Origin of the sequence: Pseudomonas sp. NDM, assembly GCF_003105095.1 — a bacterium.
Taxonomy (GTDB): Bacteria; Pseudomonadota; Gammaproteobacteria; order Pseudomonadales; family Pseudomonadaceae; genus Aquipseudomonas; species Aquipseudomonas moraviensis_A.
In genome coordinates this window covers 27,140-41,354 of the sequence record NZ_QETJ01000011.1, presented here as the reverse complement: position 1 = coordinate 41,354, position 14,215 = coordinate 27,140, and the positions used below count along the sequence as shown (strand labels likewise).

Below are 14,215 nucleotides of genomic sequence, written 5' to 3'. Positions count from 1 at the left end.
CCTACAGGGGTTAGCTCGATTGCGCGGTGTCGTCCTCCGGCACGTCGTCGAGGATGTCGTCCTGGCCAGGCAATTCGGTGATGACGCTGAAGTCGCTGACTTCGACCGCGCCATTCCCATACCCCAACAAATGAAACGAAAAGGCCTTGCGCGGTTGTGGGTTGTCGAAACTGAAATCCATCTCCAGTGGCTGATCCGCCGTGGCGACCATTTCTGCCGGCAGGCCCAGTTGCACGTCCTGTTCAAACTCCTTGGCCTTGAGCTGAATGTACGCCGCCTGCTGCGGGTCGACCGAACGCACGGTCAGGCGTACGCGGGTGTGTGAGCCTTTGGGCATTTCCAGGTACTGCGCGCCAATCAGGTTGTCGGCCCAGTCATCCTTGATCTGCGCTTGCAGAGGGATGATGTTGTTGCTGCCGAACTGGTAGCGATGGTTGAGCGGCGTGCGCAGCAAGGACAGGTCCAGGGCGTCGGCGCGCGCGGCGATCTGCCGGGCCGGGTGGCCGCTGTAGGTGCCTTTATAGGTGGCGCTTTCGGCGATGAAGCCGGGGCTTTGGTAATAGCGGCAGCGGCGCGGCAGGTCGCACTCGGAGAAAATGCCCTGACCGTTGTGGTAGCGCAGTTTGCCGTTAGTGAACGACATGATTTCGCGCCCGGAATCGTAGTCGCGAAACAGCGACCGGCCGCTCAGCGCCGTCGGTACAGGCAGGTCGAAATAGTCGAGGATCGAAGTGCTCAGATCGACGTGGCCGTACACCCCGGCATTCAGGCGCGGCAGTTGCGCCTGTTCCGGTGCCAGCGTCAGATTGAAACCCCATGAAGAGGCCAGCCGCACGCCGTCGATTCCGTGGGATTCATCCGAGGTGATCACCACCAGTGTGTCTTTCAGAATGCCCTGGCGTTCCAGCCCCGAAAGAAACTGGTCCAGCGCATCGTCGAGGTAACCGACAGCGGCCTGCTTCGGCGTCTCATAGCGCTGCAGATAATCGTCCGGTGCGGAGTAGGGCTGGTGGGTGCCGACTGTCAGCAGCGTGAGCATCCACGGCTGTTTGTGCTTTTTCAGTTGGCCGACATAATCCAGCGCGCCCTCGAAAAACGCCTTGTCATCCTTGCCCCACGGGAATTCCAGATAGTTGCTGTTGCTGAACCATTCCAGGCCATGGGTCGCATCGAAACCGATGTGCGGCATGATCTTGTCTTTGGCCATGAAACGCAGGCCAGCGCCCTGTAAATAGTGGGTGCTGAACCCGTGCTCGCGCAGCTGCGCCGGCAGGCAGGCCTGATTGCGCTCGTTGAGAGTGAGCATTTCCACGCCCTTGGGCGTGCCGTTGTTGAGCTTGTCGTAGTCACCGCAGAGCATGGCGTACAGACCGCGAATGGTCTGATGGGTGTGCAGCACGTAATCCGGTGTGTTCATGCCGCGCTCGGCCCAGCGGCTGAGGTTGGGCATCAGGTCTTCCTGATAATGACTGCCGATCGCCTCGCGGTTGGCACGGATGTAGGCGCCGGGAATGCCTTCCAGGGCGATGATCAACACGTTGCGCGCCTGACCCGGCGCGGTCAGCAGCTTCTGGCCATTGAGGTCGACGTCGGTGAGCCCCGCCATTGCGGGCGTCGGCTCTTCGAGGTCACCGTCCAGCCATTCCTCGGCCTGGATCTGCAGGTCGGCGACTTCACTGGCGAGCAGTTGATGCGGCAGGTTGTACAGGCGCCATGCGTCGCCGTCGTTCGGCCACAGGTTTTGCGCAGCCCAGTGTGCGGCGAACAACACCATTGGCGCGGCCCAGAACGCGCGCGGCAGTGCCGGACGAGACAGACCACGTCCGGCCACTTGAGTGAGCAGCCAGAAACTCAATGCCCCCAACAAAGCGAAAGCCAGGGCAGGGTGCGCAAGTCCGCCGCCGGTGGAATTCTCGACGAACTGCGGGTCGATCAAATAATGAATATCCGAAGGCGTCGGCAGGCGGCCGACGGCGCTGACCAGTTCTGCCGTGGCGATCGCCAGCAGCGCCCAGAACACCAGCACCGGCAAGGCCAGCCACCAGGCGCGACGATGCAGTGCTACCACCAGCAGACTGCCGACGGCCAGATCCGACAAAAAGCCGAGCGGTGTCGACCAGCCCAACGCCGCGCGCAGGCACACCGGTACGATCAATACCAAAACGATCAAGGACAGGAGGCGGGCATTCGGCCGCCGCAGCCAGTTGAAAAGAGCACTCACAAAAAAGGCCTGCATGTCATCAAAGGGTCAAAAAAGTGTGGGTGATGATACCAAGGACAGGCCGGCTGATCGGCTTTTTAAACCTGCGGCTGGCGATCCTTTAAATGTCGTGGACCCAGATCGGGCAAGGGTTCTGGACGTATTGCGGCTTTACAGTCAGCGCAGTTTTTTGTTTCAGACTGTTGTAAGTCCGTCCGCCTCTCGCGATATCCACGCAACAGACAGCAAACCGCTCAGTGCTATCGATATGCGATAAAGATATTTAATTTCTATTTTTTATAGCTATAAAGTCAGGCCTTTCAGCCCACCCCCATGCTGCGAGGTTGTCATGGCCACACCGTTCAAACGTTCCGCGCTGACTCTGTTGGCCGCTACTCTGGCAGCGGGCGCGCTGTTCACTAGCGGCGCTCAGGCCGAAGGCAAGATCAGCATTGCCCAGCAATTCGGCATTGGTTACCTGATTCTCGACGTCGTGCGCGACCAACAACTGATCGAGAAACATGGCAAGGCCCAGGGCCTGGAGATCAAGGTCGACTGGAACAGCATTTCCGGCGCCACCGCCATGAACGAAGCGCTGCTGACCGGTGCGCTGGACGTGGTCTCCGCCGGCGTGCCGCCGATGCTCACCGTGTGGGACCGCACCAAGGGCAAACAGAACGTCAAAGCCATCGCCGCGCTGGGCTCGATGCCCAATTATCTGCTGACCAACAACCCGAACATCAAAACCCTGAAGGACTTCAGCGACAAGGACCGCATCGCCGTGCCAGCCGCGGGCGTAGGCTTCCAGTCGCGCACGCTGCAGATCGAAACCGCCAAGGAATTCGGCGACGACCAGTTCAAGAAATTCGATAACATTTCGGTCAGCCTGCCGCACCCGGACGCCACCGCTGCACTGATCGCCGGCGGCTCGGAAATCAACTCGCATTTCTCCAGCCCACCGTTTCAGTATCAAGCGCTGCAAAACCCTAACGTGCACAAAGTGCTGAGTTCCTACGACATCCTCGGCGGCCCGGCGACGTTCAACGTGCTCTACACCACAGAAAAATTCCACGACGAAAACCCGAAAACCTACAAGGCGTTCTACGACGCACTGGCTGAAGCCGAGAAAATCATCAAGGCCGACAAACCCGCCGCCGCCCAGGCCTATATCCGCGTAGAACAATCGAAACTGCCGCTGGCCCTGGTCGAGCAAATCGTCAAAGACCCGGAAATCGACTTCACCGTCGTACCGCAACGCACGTTCATCTATGCCGAGAAATTGCAGGAACTGGGTGTGTTGAAAAACAAGGCGGCGAGCTGGAAGGATTACTTCTTTGAAGAGGCGCATGGTGGCGCGGGGAGTTGAGGGATTGGGCATCACCCGGCACTACTGTGGGAGCGAGCCTGCTCGCGAAAGCGTCAGGTCATTCGACATTTTCGTGACTGACACACCGTGATCGCGAGCAGGCTCGCTCCCACCGGTTTTTATGTCAGGCGAATAGCATGTCCGTCAGCGATCAATGCATCTTGCTGTGATCGTGGCCGCCCATGTTGGTCAGCGCGCGAACCGGTGCTTTGACCTCAATGATTTCTTTCTCGCCCTTGGCGTTTTCCACGGTCAGCGTCAACGGCACGCTGTCGCCTTCCTTCAACTGACCGGTCAGGCCCATCAGCATGACGTGGTAGCCGTTCGGGTCGAAGCTCACGGCTTTGCCGGCAGGCAGGTCAACCGACTTCACCGGGCCCATGGTCATGACGTCGTTCTTCATGCTCATCTCATGAATCTGCACGTCCTTGGCCACTGGCGAGGCGACGCTGAGCAGCTTGCTGTCGCTGTCGGCAGTGACGGTCATGAACGCGCCGCTGGCGGACTGGGTCGGCACGGTTGCACGGACCCAGGCGTCGTCGACTTTGGTCTGCGCGGACGCCTGGAAGGCCAGGCCGAGCAGGGACAGTGCACATACGGTGCGTTTGAGGTGATTCAAAACGGGATGCATCAGCAGACCTCCATAACAGTAAGCAAATCTTCAGTGCACTCTTGGGCTGTCAGCGAAGTGGACAGGCCCAGGCGCAACTCACCACGCGAGTCGTAGACGTAGCTGGTGGACGTATGGGAGATGGTGTAGGTGTCGCCGGCCGGGACTTTTTCGTAGAACACGTCGAATTCCTTGGCGGTGGCCTTGGTTTCCTCAAGCGTGCCGTACAGCGCGACGAAGCTCGGGTCGAAGGCTTTGACGTAGGCGTCGAGGATCTGCGGCGTGTCGCGTTCGGGATCGAGGGTGATGAACACCACTTGCAGGCGGTCGCCGTCGCGGCCCATGAGTTTCTTGATCTGCGCGGCGCGGGCCAGGGTGGTGGGGCAAACGGCCGGGCATTGGGTGAAGCCGAAAAAGATCATCGGCATCATCCCGCGAAAGCTCGACAGCGACATGGTTTCGCCTTCAGGGTTCTTCAGCTTGAAGGTGCGTCCGAGGATCTTGTCGCTCAGATCCTTGCCGTACTTGTACGACAGTTGGCCACGGGTATCGCAACCGGCGAGCAGGCCGAGCCCGAGCACGCCCATTCCCGCAAGTACCTTGCGGCGAGTCAACAAAGCCGTCATCTAATACCGCCTTTTGCAGCCCGCAAGTCGGCAGGACTGGCGGGGGGTTAACCGTAAAAGCGCCGCATGATAGCAAACTGAGGCTGATCGCCGGCCGCCGATCGCCGCGCGGTGCCGGATCGGGCGACAAAAGGTGTAAGAAGAAATGACCGAAGATCAGCGCAGCGCCGGCTCCTCCGTCTGCCAGCCACCGCCCAGCGCGGTGTACAGATTGACCTCTGCAACCAGTTGCGCGAGGCGGTCGCTGATCAAGGCTTGTTGCGAAGTGAACAGCGAACGCTGCGCATCGAGAAAGGTCAGGCTGCTGTCGACGCCGTTGCGATAACGGTTCTGCGCCAGGTTGTAGTAGTCCTGCGTGGCTTGCACCAGATCGCGCTGGGCCTGCAGTTGCTGCGCATAGGTGCTGCGCGCCGCCAGTCCGTCGGCGACTTCCTGAAACGCCGTCTGGATCGATTTTTCATACTCGGCGACGGCCACGTCTTTTTGCAGCCGCGCGTAATCCAGACTCGCCCGCAGGCTCCCGGCATTGAAGATCGGCAGGCTGATCTGCGGCTGGAACGTCCACGCGCCGGAGCCTGCGCTGAACAGCCCGGAGAGATCGCGACTGGCGGTGCCGGCACTGGCGGTCAGGCTCACGCTGGGGAAAAACGCTGCGCGCGCCGCGCCGATGTTGGCGTTGGCGGCTTTGAGCCGGTATTCGGCCTGGAGAATGTCCGGGCGCCGTTGCAACAGATCCGACGGCAGCCCGGCCGGCAGCGGCGATACCAGCTCACGGGCCAGTGGCAGCGCCGGCAATTGCTCGGGTACCGGCGCACCCACCAGTAAGGTCAGGCTGTTCAGGTCCTGGGCGACCAGACGCTGATAGCGCGCCAGATTGACCCGCGAACTGTCGACGCTGGTCCGCGCCTGCGCCTGTTCCAGCGCCGAAGACTTGCCAGCCTCACGGTTGCGCGTGGTCAGGTGCAGGCTCTGCTCGTCCGCGGCGAGGGTGTCGCGGCTCAGTTCCAGCAATTGCTGATCGGCGCGCCAGGTCAGATAGGCACTGGCAACGTTGGCCACCAGACTCAGCTCGGCACTGCGTCGCGCCTGCTCAGTGGCGAGCCAGCTCTGCAACGCTTGTTCGCTGAGACTGCGCACCCGACCGAACAGATCCAGCTCATAAGCACTGATGCCCAGATTGACCGTGTACGCCGAGGTGATTTGCGCCGGGCCGCCGGTGACGCTGGACGGCAGGCGCTGGCGCAACTCGTTGGCGTTGGCCGACACCGCCGGCAGCAGGTCGGCGCGCTGAATGCGGTATTGCGCCTGAAACGCTTGAACATTCAGCGCTGCCACGCGCAGGTCGCGATTGTTGCTCAGCGCGGTTTCGATCAGTTGCTTGAGGGCCGGGTCGTTGAACAGCGTGTGCCAGTCTTCGCGGTTCGTGGTCGGCTGGGTCGCCACCGGGTACTGCGCGGCGCTTGGCGACGGCGGTCGCTCATAATCAGGGATCAGCGAACACCCGGCCATGAGTAGAGCCGTGCACAGTAGGGGAAGGCGTAAGCTCGAACACCTGCGTTTCGGCTGCACATGCGGTAAAGGTCGAGAAGGGTTCAAGCGCCGGCCATCCATTTCGCCAGGCCATGTCGCCCGCTGACACCCAGTTTGGCGGCGGCGCGCTTGAGATACGTCTCGATCGAGCTGTTCTTGACCCGCAGTTTTTCCGCCATTTGCGGCACGGTAGCGCCGGTCAGCAGACCCAGACAGACTTCCTTCTCGCGGGCCGACAGGACAATGGTGCTCAACGCCAGCCGCTCATCGAAGACCTGCGCCAGCGGCGCCTGCTCCAGCTCGGCCAGCGCCGGGCGAGGCAAGCGGGCGAGGCTTTGTCGGGTCATTTGCGCGTGCCGCTCGATCAGCGGCAGCAAGGTGTCGGACAGGCTTTTCAGAAACGCCAGCTCCGGCAGGGAGAACACCCGCTGGGTATGCGGCCGGTACACCGAGATCACACACCGGCGATTGGACGTGCGTGACACCAGATTGCATTGGTGCACGCCGTGTTGCGGATGGCGTGGCAGCAAGGAGGCTTTCAACTGGATCAGCAGTGAGTCGTTCATCTCGATCATTTTCTGCAACAGCGGATGATCGTCCGGTCGCTCGATCGCTGCATGGCATTCGCCAGCCGAAGGCAGGCCTGCACAGCCCAGCGGTTTGATCTCGACCACGCTGGCCTGACGCTCATCCAGCGTCCACTCACTGAGGTCGAGGCGGTTGACCGGCACCAGCGTGTCGACCAACTGGAACATGTTGCTGGCGAAATGATCGTCGCCGGTGCTGGCTATCAACTCTCCAAGTTGCCAGTAGAAGTGCGGGTTTTCCATGTTGCGAATACTGCCGGTCAGATTCATATCCTTCTCATCCCTGGTTCAGAGTCATCACCGCTTCGTCTACCGTTCATGCACACGTCACCGCGCAATCATTTCTCCTTGAACTGAGCTGCAGCGGAATTTAATCCTATGCATTTGTCCTGCGTCTGTAGGGGAAAACAGGGACACAAAGTGCCACTATTTCCGCTGAGATGCTGATGGCAGGCGGCTGCGCTCAATCGGCGTGCGTGACTGATGAGTCATGCCGAACGCCCGGATTATCGGCAGATGAAGTCTTCCCGGCGTCGACTGCCCAGCGAAAAGCGCTACCTCGGAATGGTGTTTTTCCTACAGATTTTTCAGTCGTTGCTTCAGCAAACAGGGCGTGGCGCGCCTGAGTTCGGGGGGGCAGGGCGAGTGGGGCAGGGAAGCGTTGCGCTTGTCCGGGTTTCAGGTGTCATCCCGTAAACGGGGCCGATGCTTGAATATCCGGCAAATCACATGAGATGGATCTTATGCAGCCTACTTCTGCTCCCGCAGCGGACGATCTGTCCGTGCCTCGCGAAACCTTTGCGCTGACCGCCGCCCAACGAGATATCTGGCTCGATCAACTCAGTCGCGGTGATTCGCCGCTGTACAACATTGGCGGATACGTAGAGCTAAATGGCCCGCTAGACCCAGCGGTCATGCAGGCAGCGCTGCAATCGCTGGTCGCCAACAATGATGCGTTACGCACCGTCCTGTTGCCGGGCGCCGGCGCCGATGGCATGCCCCTGCAAACTTTCGCCTCGACGATGCCGGTGGCCGTTCCGCTGTTTGATCTATCGGCGCTGGACGATGCGCAAGCGGCGGCGCAGGCGTTGGTAAAGCAGCAAATGCAGCAGGTCTATCGCCTGGACGGCGAGCCGTTGTTCCGTTTCTGTCTGATTCGTCTGGACGAAGAGCGTCATTGGCTGGCGACCCAGGCCCATCACCTGATTCTCGACGGTTGGGGCTTTGGCCAGATGCTCAAGTCGCTGGGCGAGATCTACAGTGCACTGAGCGAGGGACAACCAGCGACCCTTTCGGCGCCGTCCTATGTCGATTTCATTGCCGACGACGCGCGCTATCAGGGTTCGGATCGGCACGCCCGCGATCGCGCCTATTGGCTGGACAAGTACCGGACGCCGCCGGAGCCGTTGCTCCTGCCGCGCCATCGTCAGGATTCCGGCCAAGTGTCGCGAGCGGCGCAGGCACATGTGCAAGTCATGCCCGCGTTGCTGCATCAGCGCATGCAGCAAGCGGCGCGACAGCATGGCGCTTCGGCGTTTCATGTTTTCTTGGCGGCCTTGCACGTGTATTTCAGCCGCACCGCGCAACGCGACGATTGGGTGGCGGGCCTGCCGATTCTCAACCGCTCCGGTGCGCATTTCAAAACCACCCTCGGCCTGTTCGCCCAGGTCAGCGCGGTGCGCCTGGATTTTGCTCGGGACTTGCCATTTGCGCAGTTGGTGCAAGCCATCGCCGCGCAGCTGAAACAGGATCTGCGCCATCAGCGGTTTTCCCTGAGTGAAATGAATCGCGCGCTCGGCTTGCTGCGCGAGGACCGCGCCCAATTGTTCGAAGTATCGGTGTCCTACGAGCAGGACGACCACGATTACCGCTACGGCGCGGCCTCGGCGCGCACCGTCAAAGTCTCCAACGGCCACGAAGCCACACCGCTGGCGATCCATCTGCGCAGCAATCGCTTCGACGCTCAGGCCTGGCTGCATCTGGTCTACGACCAGGCGTACTTCGATGCCCAGGAAGTTGAAGCGCTGGGCGCACGGTTGCTGTTGATTCTCGAGCAGGGGCTGGAGCAACCGGCGCTGTCGACGGCAGAGTTCTGTCTGAGCACCGCGGACGAAGCGCAGCTGTTGCAGCAATGGAACGACACGCGGATGGATTTTCCGCAGGGCCAGACCATTGCCCAGCGTTTCAGCGCGCAAGCAGACCAGCGCCCTGACGCCATCGCTGCTGTGTATCAAGGGCAGCAACTGACCTATGGCCAACTCAACAGCCAAGCCAATGACCTCGCCCGACATTTGCTTGAACTCGGGGTAAAACCCGATGATCGCGTCGCCGTGGTCGCCCGGCGCGGGCTCGATACGCTGGCGGGACTGCTCGCTGTGCTCAAGGCCGGCGCCGCTTATGTGCCGATCGACCCGGCGCAGCCGCGCGAGCGTTTGAGCTACTTGCTGACGGACAGCGCACCGCTGGCCGTGCTGATCCACAGTGATTTGCGCGCTCGCTTGCCGCTGCTGCAGGTGCCGGTGATTGCCCTTGATCAACCTGATTGGCCGACCGCCAACGAGGCCGACCCGGTAGTGGCGGGAGTGACCGTGGACAACCTCGCCTACGTGATTTACACCTCCGGCTCCACCGGCCTGCCCAAAGGCGTAATGGTCGAGCATCGCACGTTGGGCAATCTGATCGACTGGCATTGTCAGGCCTTCAGCCTCGGCCCCGGCCAGCACACCTCCAGCCTCGCCGGATTCGGCTTCGACGCGATGGCCTGGGAAGTCTGGCCGGCCCTGTGTGCTGGCGCGACCCTGCATCTGGCACCGGCCCGTGAAGGCAGCGAAGACATCGATGCGCTGCTGACCTGGTGGCGTTCGCAACCACTGGATGTGAGTTTCCTGCCCACGCCCGTCGCCGAATATGTCTTCAGCCGCAAAATCAAGCATCCGACCCTGCGCACCCTGTTGATCGGCGGCGATCGTCTACGCCAGTTCAATCGTGCGCAGTCATTCGAGGTGATCAACAACTACGGCCCGACCGAGGCCACTGTGGTCGCGACGTTCGGCAGAATCGAGCCAGGACGAGCGCTGCATATCGGCCGACCAGTGAGCAACGCCACGGTGCATGTCCTCGACCAACAGCAGCGGCCACTGCCGATCGGCGTGACCGGCGAGCTGTACGTCGGCGGCGCCGGTATTGCCCGGGGATACCTGAATCGCCCGGACCTGACCGCCGAACGCTTTCTGCGCGACCCGTTCAGTACTGACCCGGCGGCGCGCCTGTATCGCAGCGGCGATCTGGTGCGCTGGCGCGCCGACGGCACCCTTGAATATCAGGGGCGCAGCGATGATCAGGTGAAAATCCGTGGTGTGCGTGTGGAACCGGGCGAAGTCGAGGCCGCGCTGAGTCGCCATGACGCGGTTCAGGAGGCAGTGGTGCTGGCGCGGGACGGCCAGTTGCTGGCGTGGTTCAGCGAACGCCGACCGGTGCAAGTCCTTGAGTTGCACACCTTTCTGCAAGCGCATTTGGCCAGTGCCCTGCTGCCGCAGGCGTACGTGCGTGTGCCGGCGATGCCGCTGACCGCCAATGGCAAAATCGACCGCAAGGCCTTGCCGGCCCCGGGCGCTGAAGCGTTGATACGCCGTGAATATGAAGCGCCCCAAGGCGAAGTGGAAAGCGCATTGGCGCAGATCTGGGCCGAGGTTTTGCAAGTAGCACGAGTCGGGCGCCACGACCATTTCTTCGAACTGGGCGGGCACTCGCTGCTGGCAGTGAGCCTGATCGAACGTATGCGTCAGCTCGGCATGACTTGTGATGTGCGCGTGTTGTTTGGCCAACCGACGCTCGCCGCACTGGCGGCGGCCGTTGGCAGTGGGCGCGAAATCGAAGTGCCGGCCAATCGCATTGCCGCCGGTTGCACCGCTATCAGCCCCGACATGCTGGCGCTGATCGAGCTGGATCAGGCCACTCTCGATCGCGTTGTCGCCAGCGTGCCCGGAGGCGCGGCCAACGTGCAGGATATCTACCCGCTGGCGCCGTTGCAGGACGGCATCCTTTATCACCACATCACCGCCGCGCAGGGCGATCCGTACCTGCTGCAATCACATCTGGCGTTTGCCAGTCTGGAGCGCGTCGAGGCCTTCGCCGACGCTTTGCGTGCGGTCATGGCGCGCCACGACATTCTGCGCACCGCGGTGGTCTGGGAGGGGCTGGTCACGCCAGTGCAAGTGGTGCTGCGCCACGCCGAACTGCCGCTGCAGGAGATCGAAATCGATCCTGCCCAGGGCGACGTTCTCGAGCAATTGCATCAGCGCTTCGATGCCCGGCGCTATCGCCTCGACGTCAGTCAGGCACCGCTGCTGCGCTTGCTGTTTGCCCATGATCCCGGCAACTCGCGGCTGGTCGGCGTGTTGCTGTTCCATCACCTCGCGCTCGATCACATAGCCCTTGAAGTACTGCGCGCAGAAATGTCCGCCAGCCTCGCCGGACTGCGCGAGCCTCTGCCGCCGGCGGTGCCGTACCGCAATTATGTGGCGCAAGCGCGGCTGGGCGTCAGCGAAGCGGAACATGAGGACTTCTTCCGTGAAATGCTCGGCGATATCGATGAGCCGACCTTGCCGTTCGGTTTGCACGACGTACAAGGCGATGGCCGGGGTATCGAAGAATCGCAGCAACATCTGGCCAGCGAACTGGATGGCCGACTGCGCCAGCAGGCGCGCCGACTCGGTGTCAGCGTCGCCAGCCTGATTCATCTGGCCTGGGCGCGGGTACTGGCGGCAACCTCGGGGCAGGAGCGCGTGGTGTTCGGCACGGTGTTGATGGGCCGCATGCAGGGCGGCGCCGGCGCTGATCGTGCGTTGGGGGTGTTCATCAATTCCTTGCCGTTGCGCGTCGATGTCGACGCTGCGGCGCGAACCGCCGTGCAGGCGACCCACCGGCGCTTGACCGGTTTGCTCGGGCACGAACACGCATCGCTGGCACTGGCCCAGCGCTGCAGCGGCGTGGTCGCGCCGATGCCGCTGTTCAGCGCACTGCTCAACTATCGCCACAGCGAGCGACAGCTCGGCCAGGCAGAAGGGCCGCAGTGGCAGGGCATCGAAACCCTCGCCAACGAAGAACGCACCAACTACCCGCTGACCCTGAGCGTCGACGATTTCGGCGATGGTTTGCAGTTGACCGCCAGAGCCGTGACCAGCATCGGCGCGCGCCGTATCGGCGACTACATGCACACGGCCCTGGCCGGGCTGATCGAGGCACTGGAGCATGACTCGGATCTGCCGCTGAGCCGACTGCCGATTCTGTCACCGGCGGAGCACGACCAGTTGCTGACCCGCTTCAACGCCACCGCAGTTGACTGCCCACTCGAGCAACCGCTGCACGTGTTGTTCGAGCAGCAGGTGCAACGCCGGCCGGATGCAATCGCGTTGCAGGCCGGCGATGCACAACTGAGCTGGCGGGAACTCAACGAACAGGCCAACCGTCTGGCCCGTCACCTGCGTGAGCAAGGCGTGGGACCCGATGCGCGGGTGGCGATCTGTGTCGAGCGCAGTCTCGAGCTGGTGATCGGCCTGCTGGCGATTCTCAAGGCCGGTGGCGCCTACGTGCCGCTGGACCCGGATTATCCGCTGGCGCGTCTCGAATTCATGTTGCGCGACAGTGCCCCGGTGGTAGTGCTGCTCCATGCAGCGACCCGCGACCTGCTGGGGCAGACGGATGTAACCGTGGTCGACCTCGACCGCAGCACCTGGGACGAGGCATCAAGCGACAATCTGCAGGTGGCGGACCTGAGTGCGGCGAACCTGGCTTACATGATCTATACCTCGGGCTCTACCGGCACGCCCAAGGGCGTGATGATCGAGCATCGCAGTGTCTGCAACCTGATGCACTGGGGCTCGCAGATCCGCCCGCCGACCGAGGACGGCGCGCTGTTGCAAAAGGCGCCGTTCAGTTTCGACAGTTCGGTATGGGAGATTTTCTGGCCGTTGAGCGCCGGTCTGCGCCTGGTGCTGGCGCGCCCCGACGGCAACCGCGATTCGGCCTACGTCACGCAAGTGATTCGTGAACAGCGCATCAGCGTGGTCAAGTTCGTCCCGGCGTTGTTGCAGCAGTTCCTCGAGCAGGAAGACGTCCGCAGCTGCACCAGCCTCACCGACGTGTTCTGCGGCGGCGGCGACCTGACCATCGCCATGGTCCGTGCCGTGCGCGACCGCTTGCCGTGGGTGCGCCTGCACAATGTGTACGGCCCGACCGAAACCACGGTCGACAGCAGCGCCTGGACCCTCGAACCCCATGAACCGCTGCCCGAGCGGGTCATCCCGATCGGCAAGGCACTGTGCAACACGCGGCTGTATGTGCTCGATCGCAACGATCAGCCGGTGCCACTGGGCGTCAGCGGCGAGTTGCACATCGCAGGCGTTGGCGTCGCCCGCGGTTATCACCAGTTGCCGCAGGTCCAGGCCGAACGCTTCATCGACAGCCCATTTGTGGCGGGTGATCGCTTGTATCGCAGCGGTGATCGGGTGCGCTATCAGGCAGACGGCAATCTCGAGTTTCTCGGCCGCACCGACTTCCAGCTGAAACTGCGCGGCCTGCGTCTGGAACCGGGAGAAATCGAAGCGCGGCTGCTCGAGCATGCTGCCGTGCGCCAGGCCGTGGTGCTGGTGCGCGATGAGCGCCTGGTCGCCTATTTCACCGTGGGCGAAGGCCACTCGGCGCCTGCCATCGAAGCGCTGCGTGAGCATGTCTTGCAGCAATTGCCCGAGTACATGGTGCCAGCCGCCTTCGTGCTGCTGGCGGCGATGCCACTGACGCCGAATGACAAGGTTGATCGCAAGGCCTTGCCGGCCCCCGGCGCCGAACACCTGCTCAGCCGCGCCTACGTGGCGCCCGAGGGCGACCTCGAACAGGCCGTGGCGCGGGTCTGGGCCGAGACGCTGGGCATCGAGCAGATCGGGCGCAACGACAATTTCTTCGAGTTGGGCGGGCATTCGTTGCTGGCGGTGAGTCTGGTGGCACGCATGCGTCAGGCCGGGCTGCACGTCGACGCCCGCACGCTGTTCAGTCAGCCGACGCTGGCGGCACTGGCGGCGCAGACCTCGCGGCAGACGCACAAGGTCGACATCGCGCCCACCACCATTCCGCAGCTCAACCGCAAGCGGCGGATCTGACCGGGCCAGGTCGTCTGCGCTGCTGTGCGGAGCGGGGCTTGTCCCGGCTTCCCATGTCAGACAGCGCCGCGCCGATGTTTTAGTTTTTCCGGGCTGCGCGCGGTGAGCACGGACTTGCTGCTGCGTGCGCCTTTTTTCTTGT

General features: G+C 62.5%; 7 protein-coding genes. 2 read left to right on the top strand and 5 right to left on the bottom strand.

The genetic code is table 11. From position 1 onward, the window contains the following. Nucleotides 1-10: 10 nt before the first annotated feature. Nucleotides 11-2,221, bottom strand: coding sequence for an LTA synthase family protein (locus tag DCO47_RS04770; protein WP_116657610.1), 2,211 nt, complete (start codon nucleotides 2,219-2,221; stop codon nucleotides 11-13). Between the two features lie 328 nt (nucleotides 2,222-2,549). Between DCO47_RS04770 and DCO47_RS04765 the strand changes: the two genes are divergently transcribed. Further along, the gene (locus DCO47_RS04765) at nucleotides 2,550-3,566 is read left to right on the top strand and encodes an ABC transporter substrate-binding protein (RefSeq protein ID WP_116657594.1); all 1,017 of its coding nucleotides are present in this window, start codon (nucleotides 2,550-2,552) and stop codon (nucleotides 3,564-3,566) included. 151 nt (nucleotides 3,567-3,717) lie between these two features. On the opposite strand, the gene DCO47_RS04760 is transcribed toward DCO47_RS04765, so the two are convergent. The 4 genes from DCO47_RS04760 to DCO47_RS04745 all read right to left on the bottom strand — a co-directional run bounded on the left by DCO47_RS04760 (nucleotide 3,718) and on the right by DCO47_RS04745 (nucleotide 7,189). Beyond that, on the bottom strand, nucleotides 3,718-4,197 hold the full coding sequence (locus DCO47_RS04760; protein ID WP_116657593.1) for a copper chaperone PCu(A)C: 480 nt from the start codon (nucleotides 4,195-4,197) through the stop codon (nucleotides 3,718-3,720). After that, nucleotides 4,197-4,802 (bottom strand): SCO family protein, encoded by a 606-nt coding sequence (locus tag DCO47_RS04755; RefSeq protein ID WP_016774221.1) that lies wholly within the window; start codon nucleotides 4,800-4,802, stop codon nucleotides 4,197-4,199. Before DCO47_RS04755 ends, DCO47_RS04760 begins: the two co-directional genes overlap by 1 nt. 156 nt (nucleotides 4,803-4,958) lie before the next feature. Further along, on the bottom strand, nucleotides 4,959-6,371 hold the full coding sequence (locus DCO47_RS04750) for an efflux transporter outer membrane subunit (protein WP_305889187.1): 1,413 nt from the start codon (nucleotides 6,369-6,371) through the stop codon (nucleotides 4,959-4,961). Between the two features lie 23 nt (nucleotides 6,372-6,394). Beyond that, a complete protein-coding gene (locus tag DCO47_RS04745; protein WP_042609568.1) occupies nucleotides 6,395-7,189 on the bottom strand; it encodes a helix-turn-helix transcriptional regulator in 795 nt (264 codons plus the stop codon). 473 nt (nucleotides 7,190-7,662) lie between these two features. Here DCO47_RS04745 and DCO47_RS04740 point away from each other — a divergent pair, with 473 nt between their 5' ends. Continuing rightward, nucleotides 7,663-14,073 carry a non-ribosomal peptide synthetase gene (locus DCO47_RS04740; protein ID WP_116657591.1) on the top strand — a complete coding sequence of 2,137 codons (6,411 nt, stop codon included), beginning with the start codon at nucleotides 7,663-7,665 and terminating at the stop codon, nucleotides 14,071-14,073. Nucleotides 14,074-14,215: the final 142 nt, after the last annotated feature.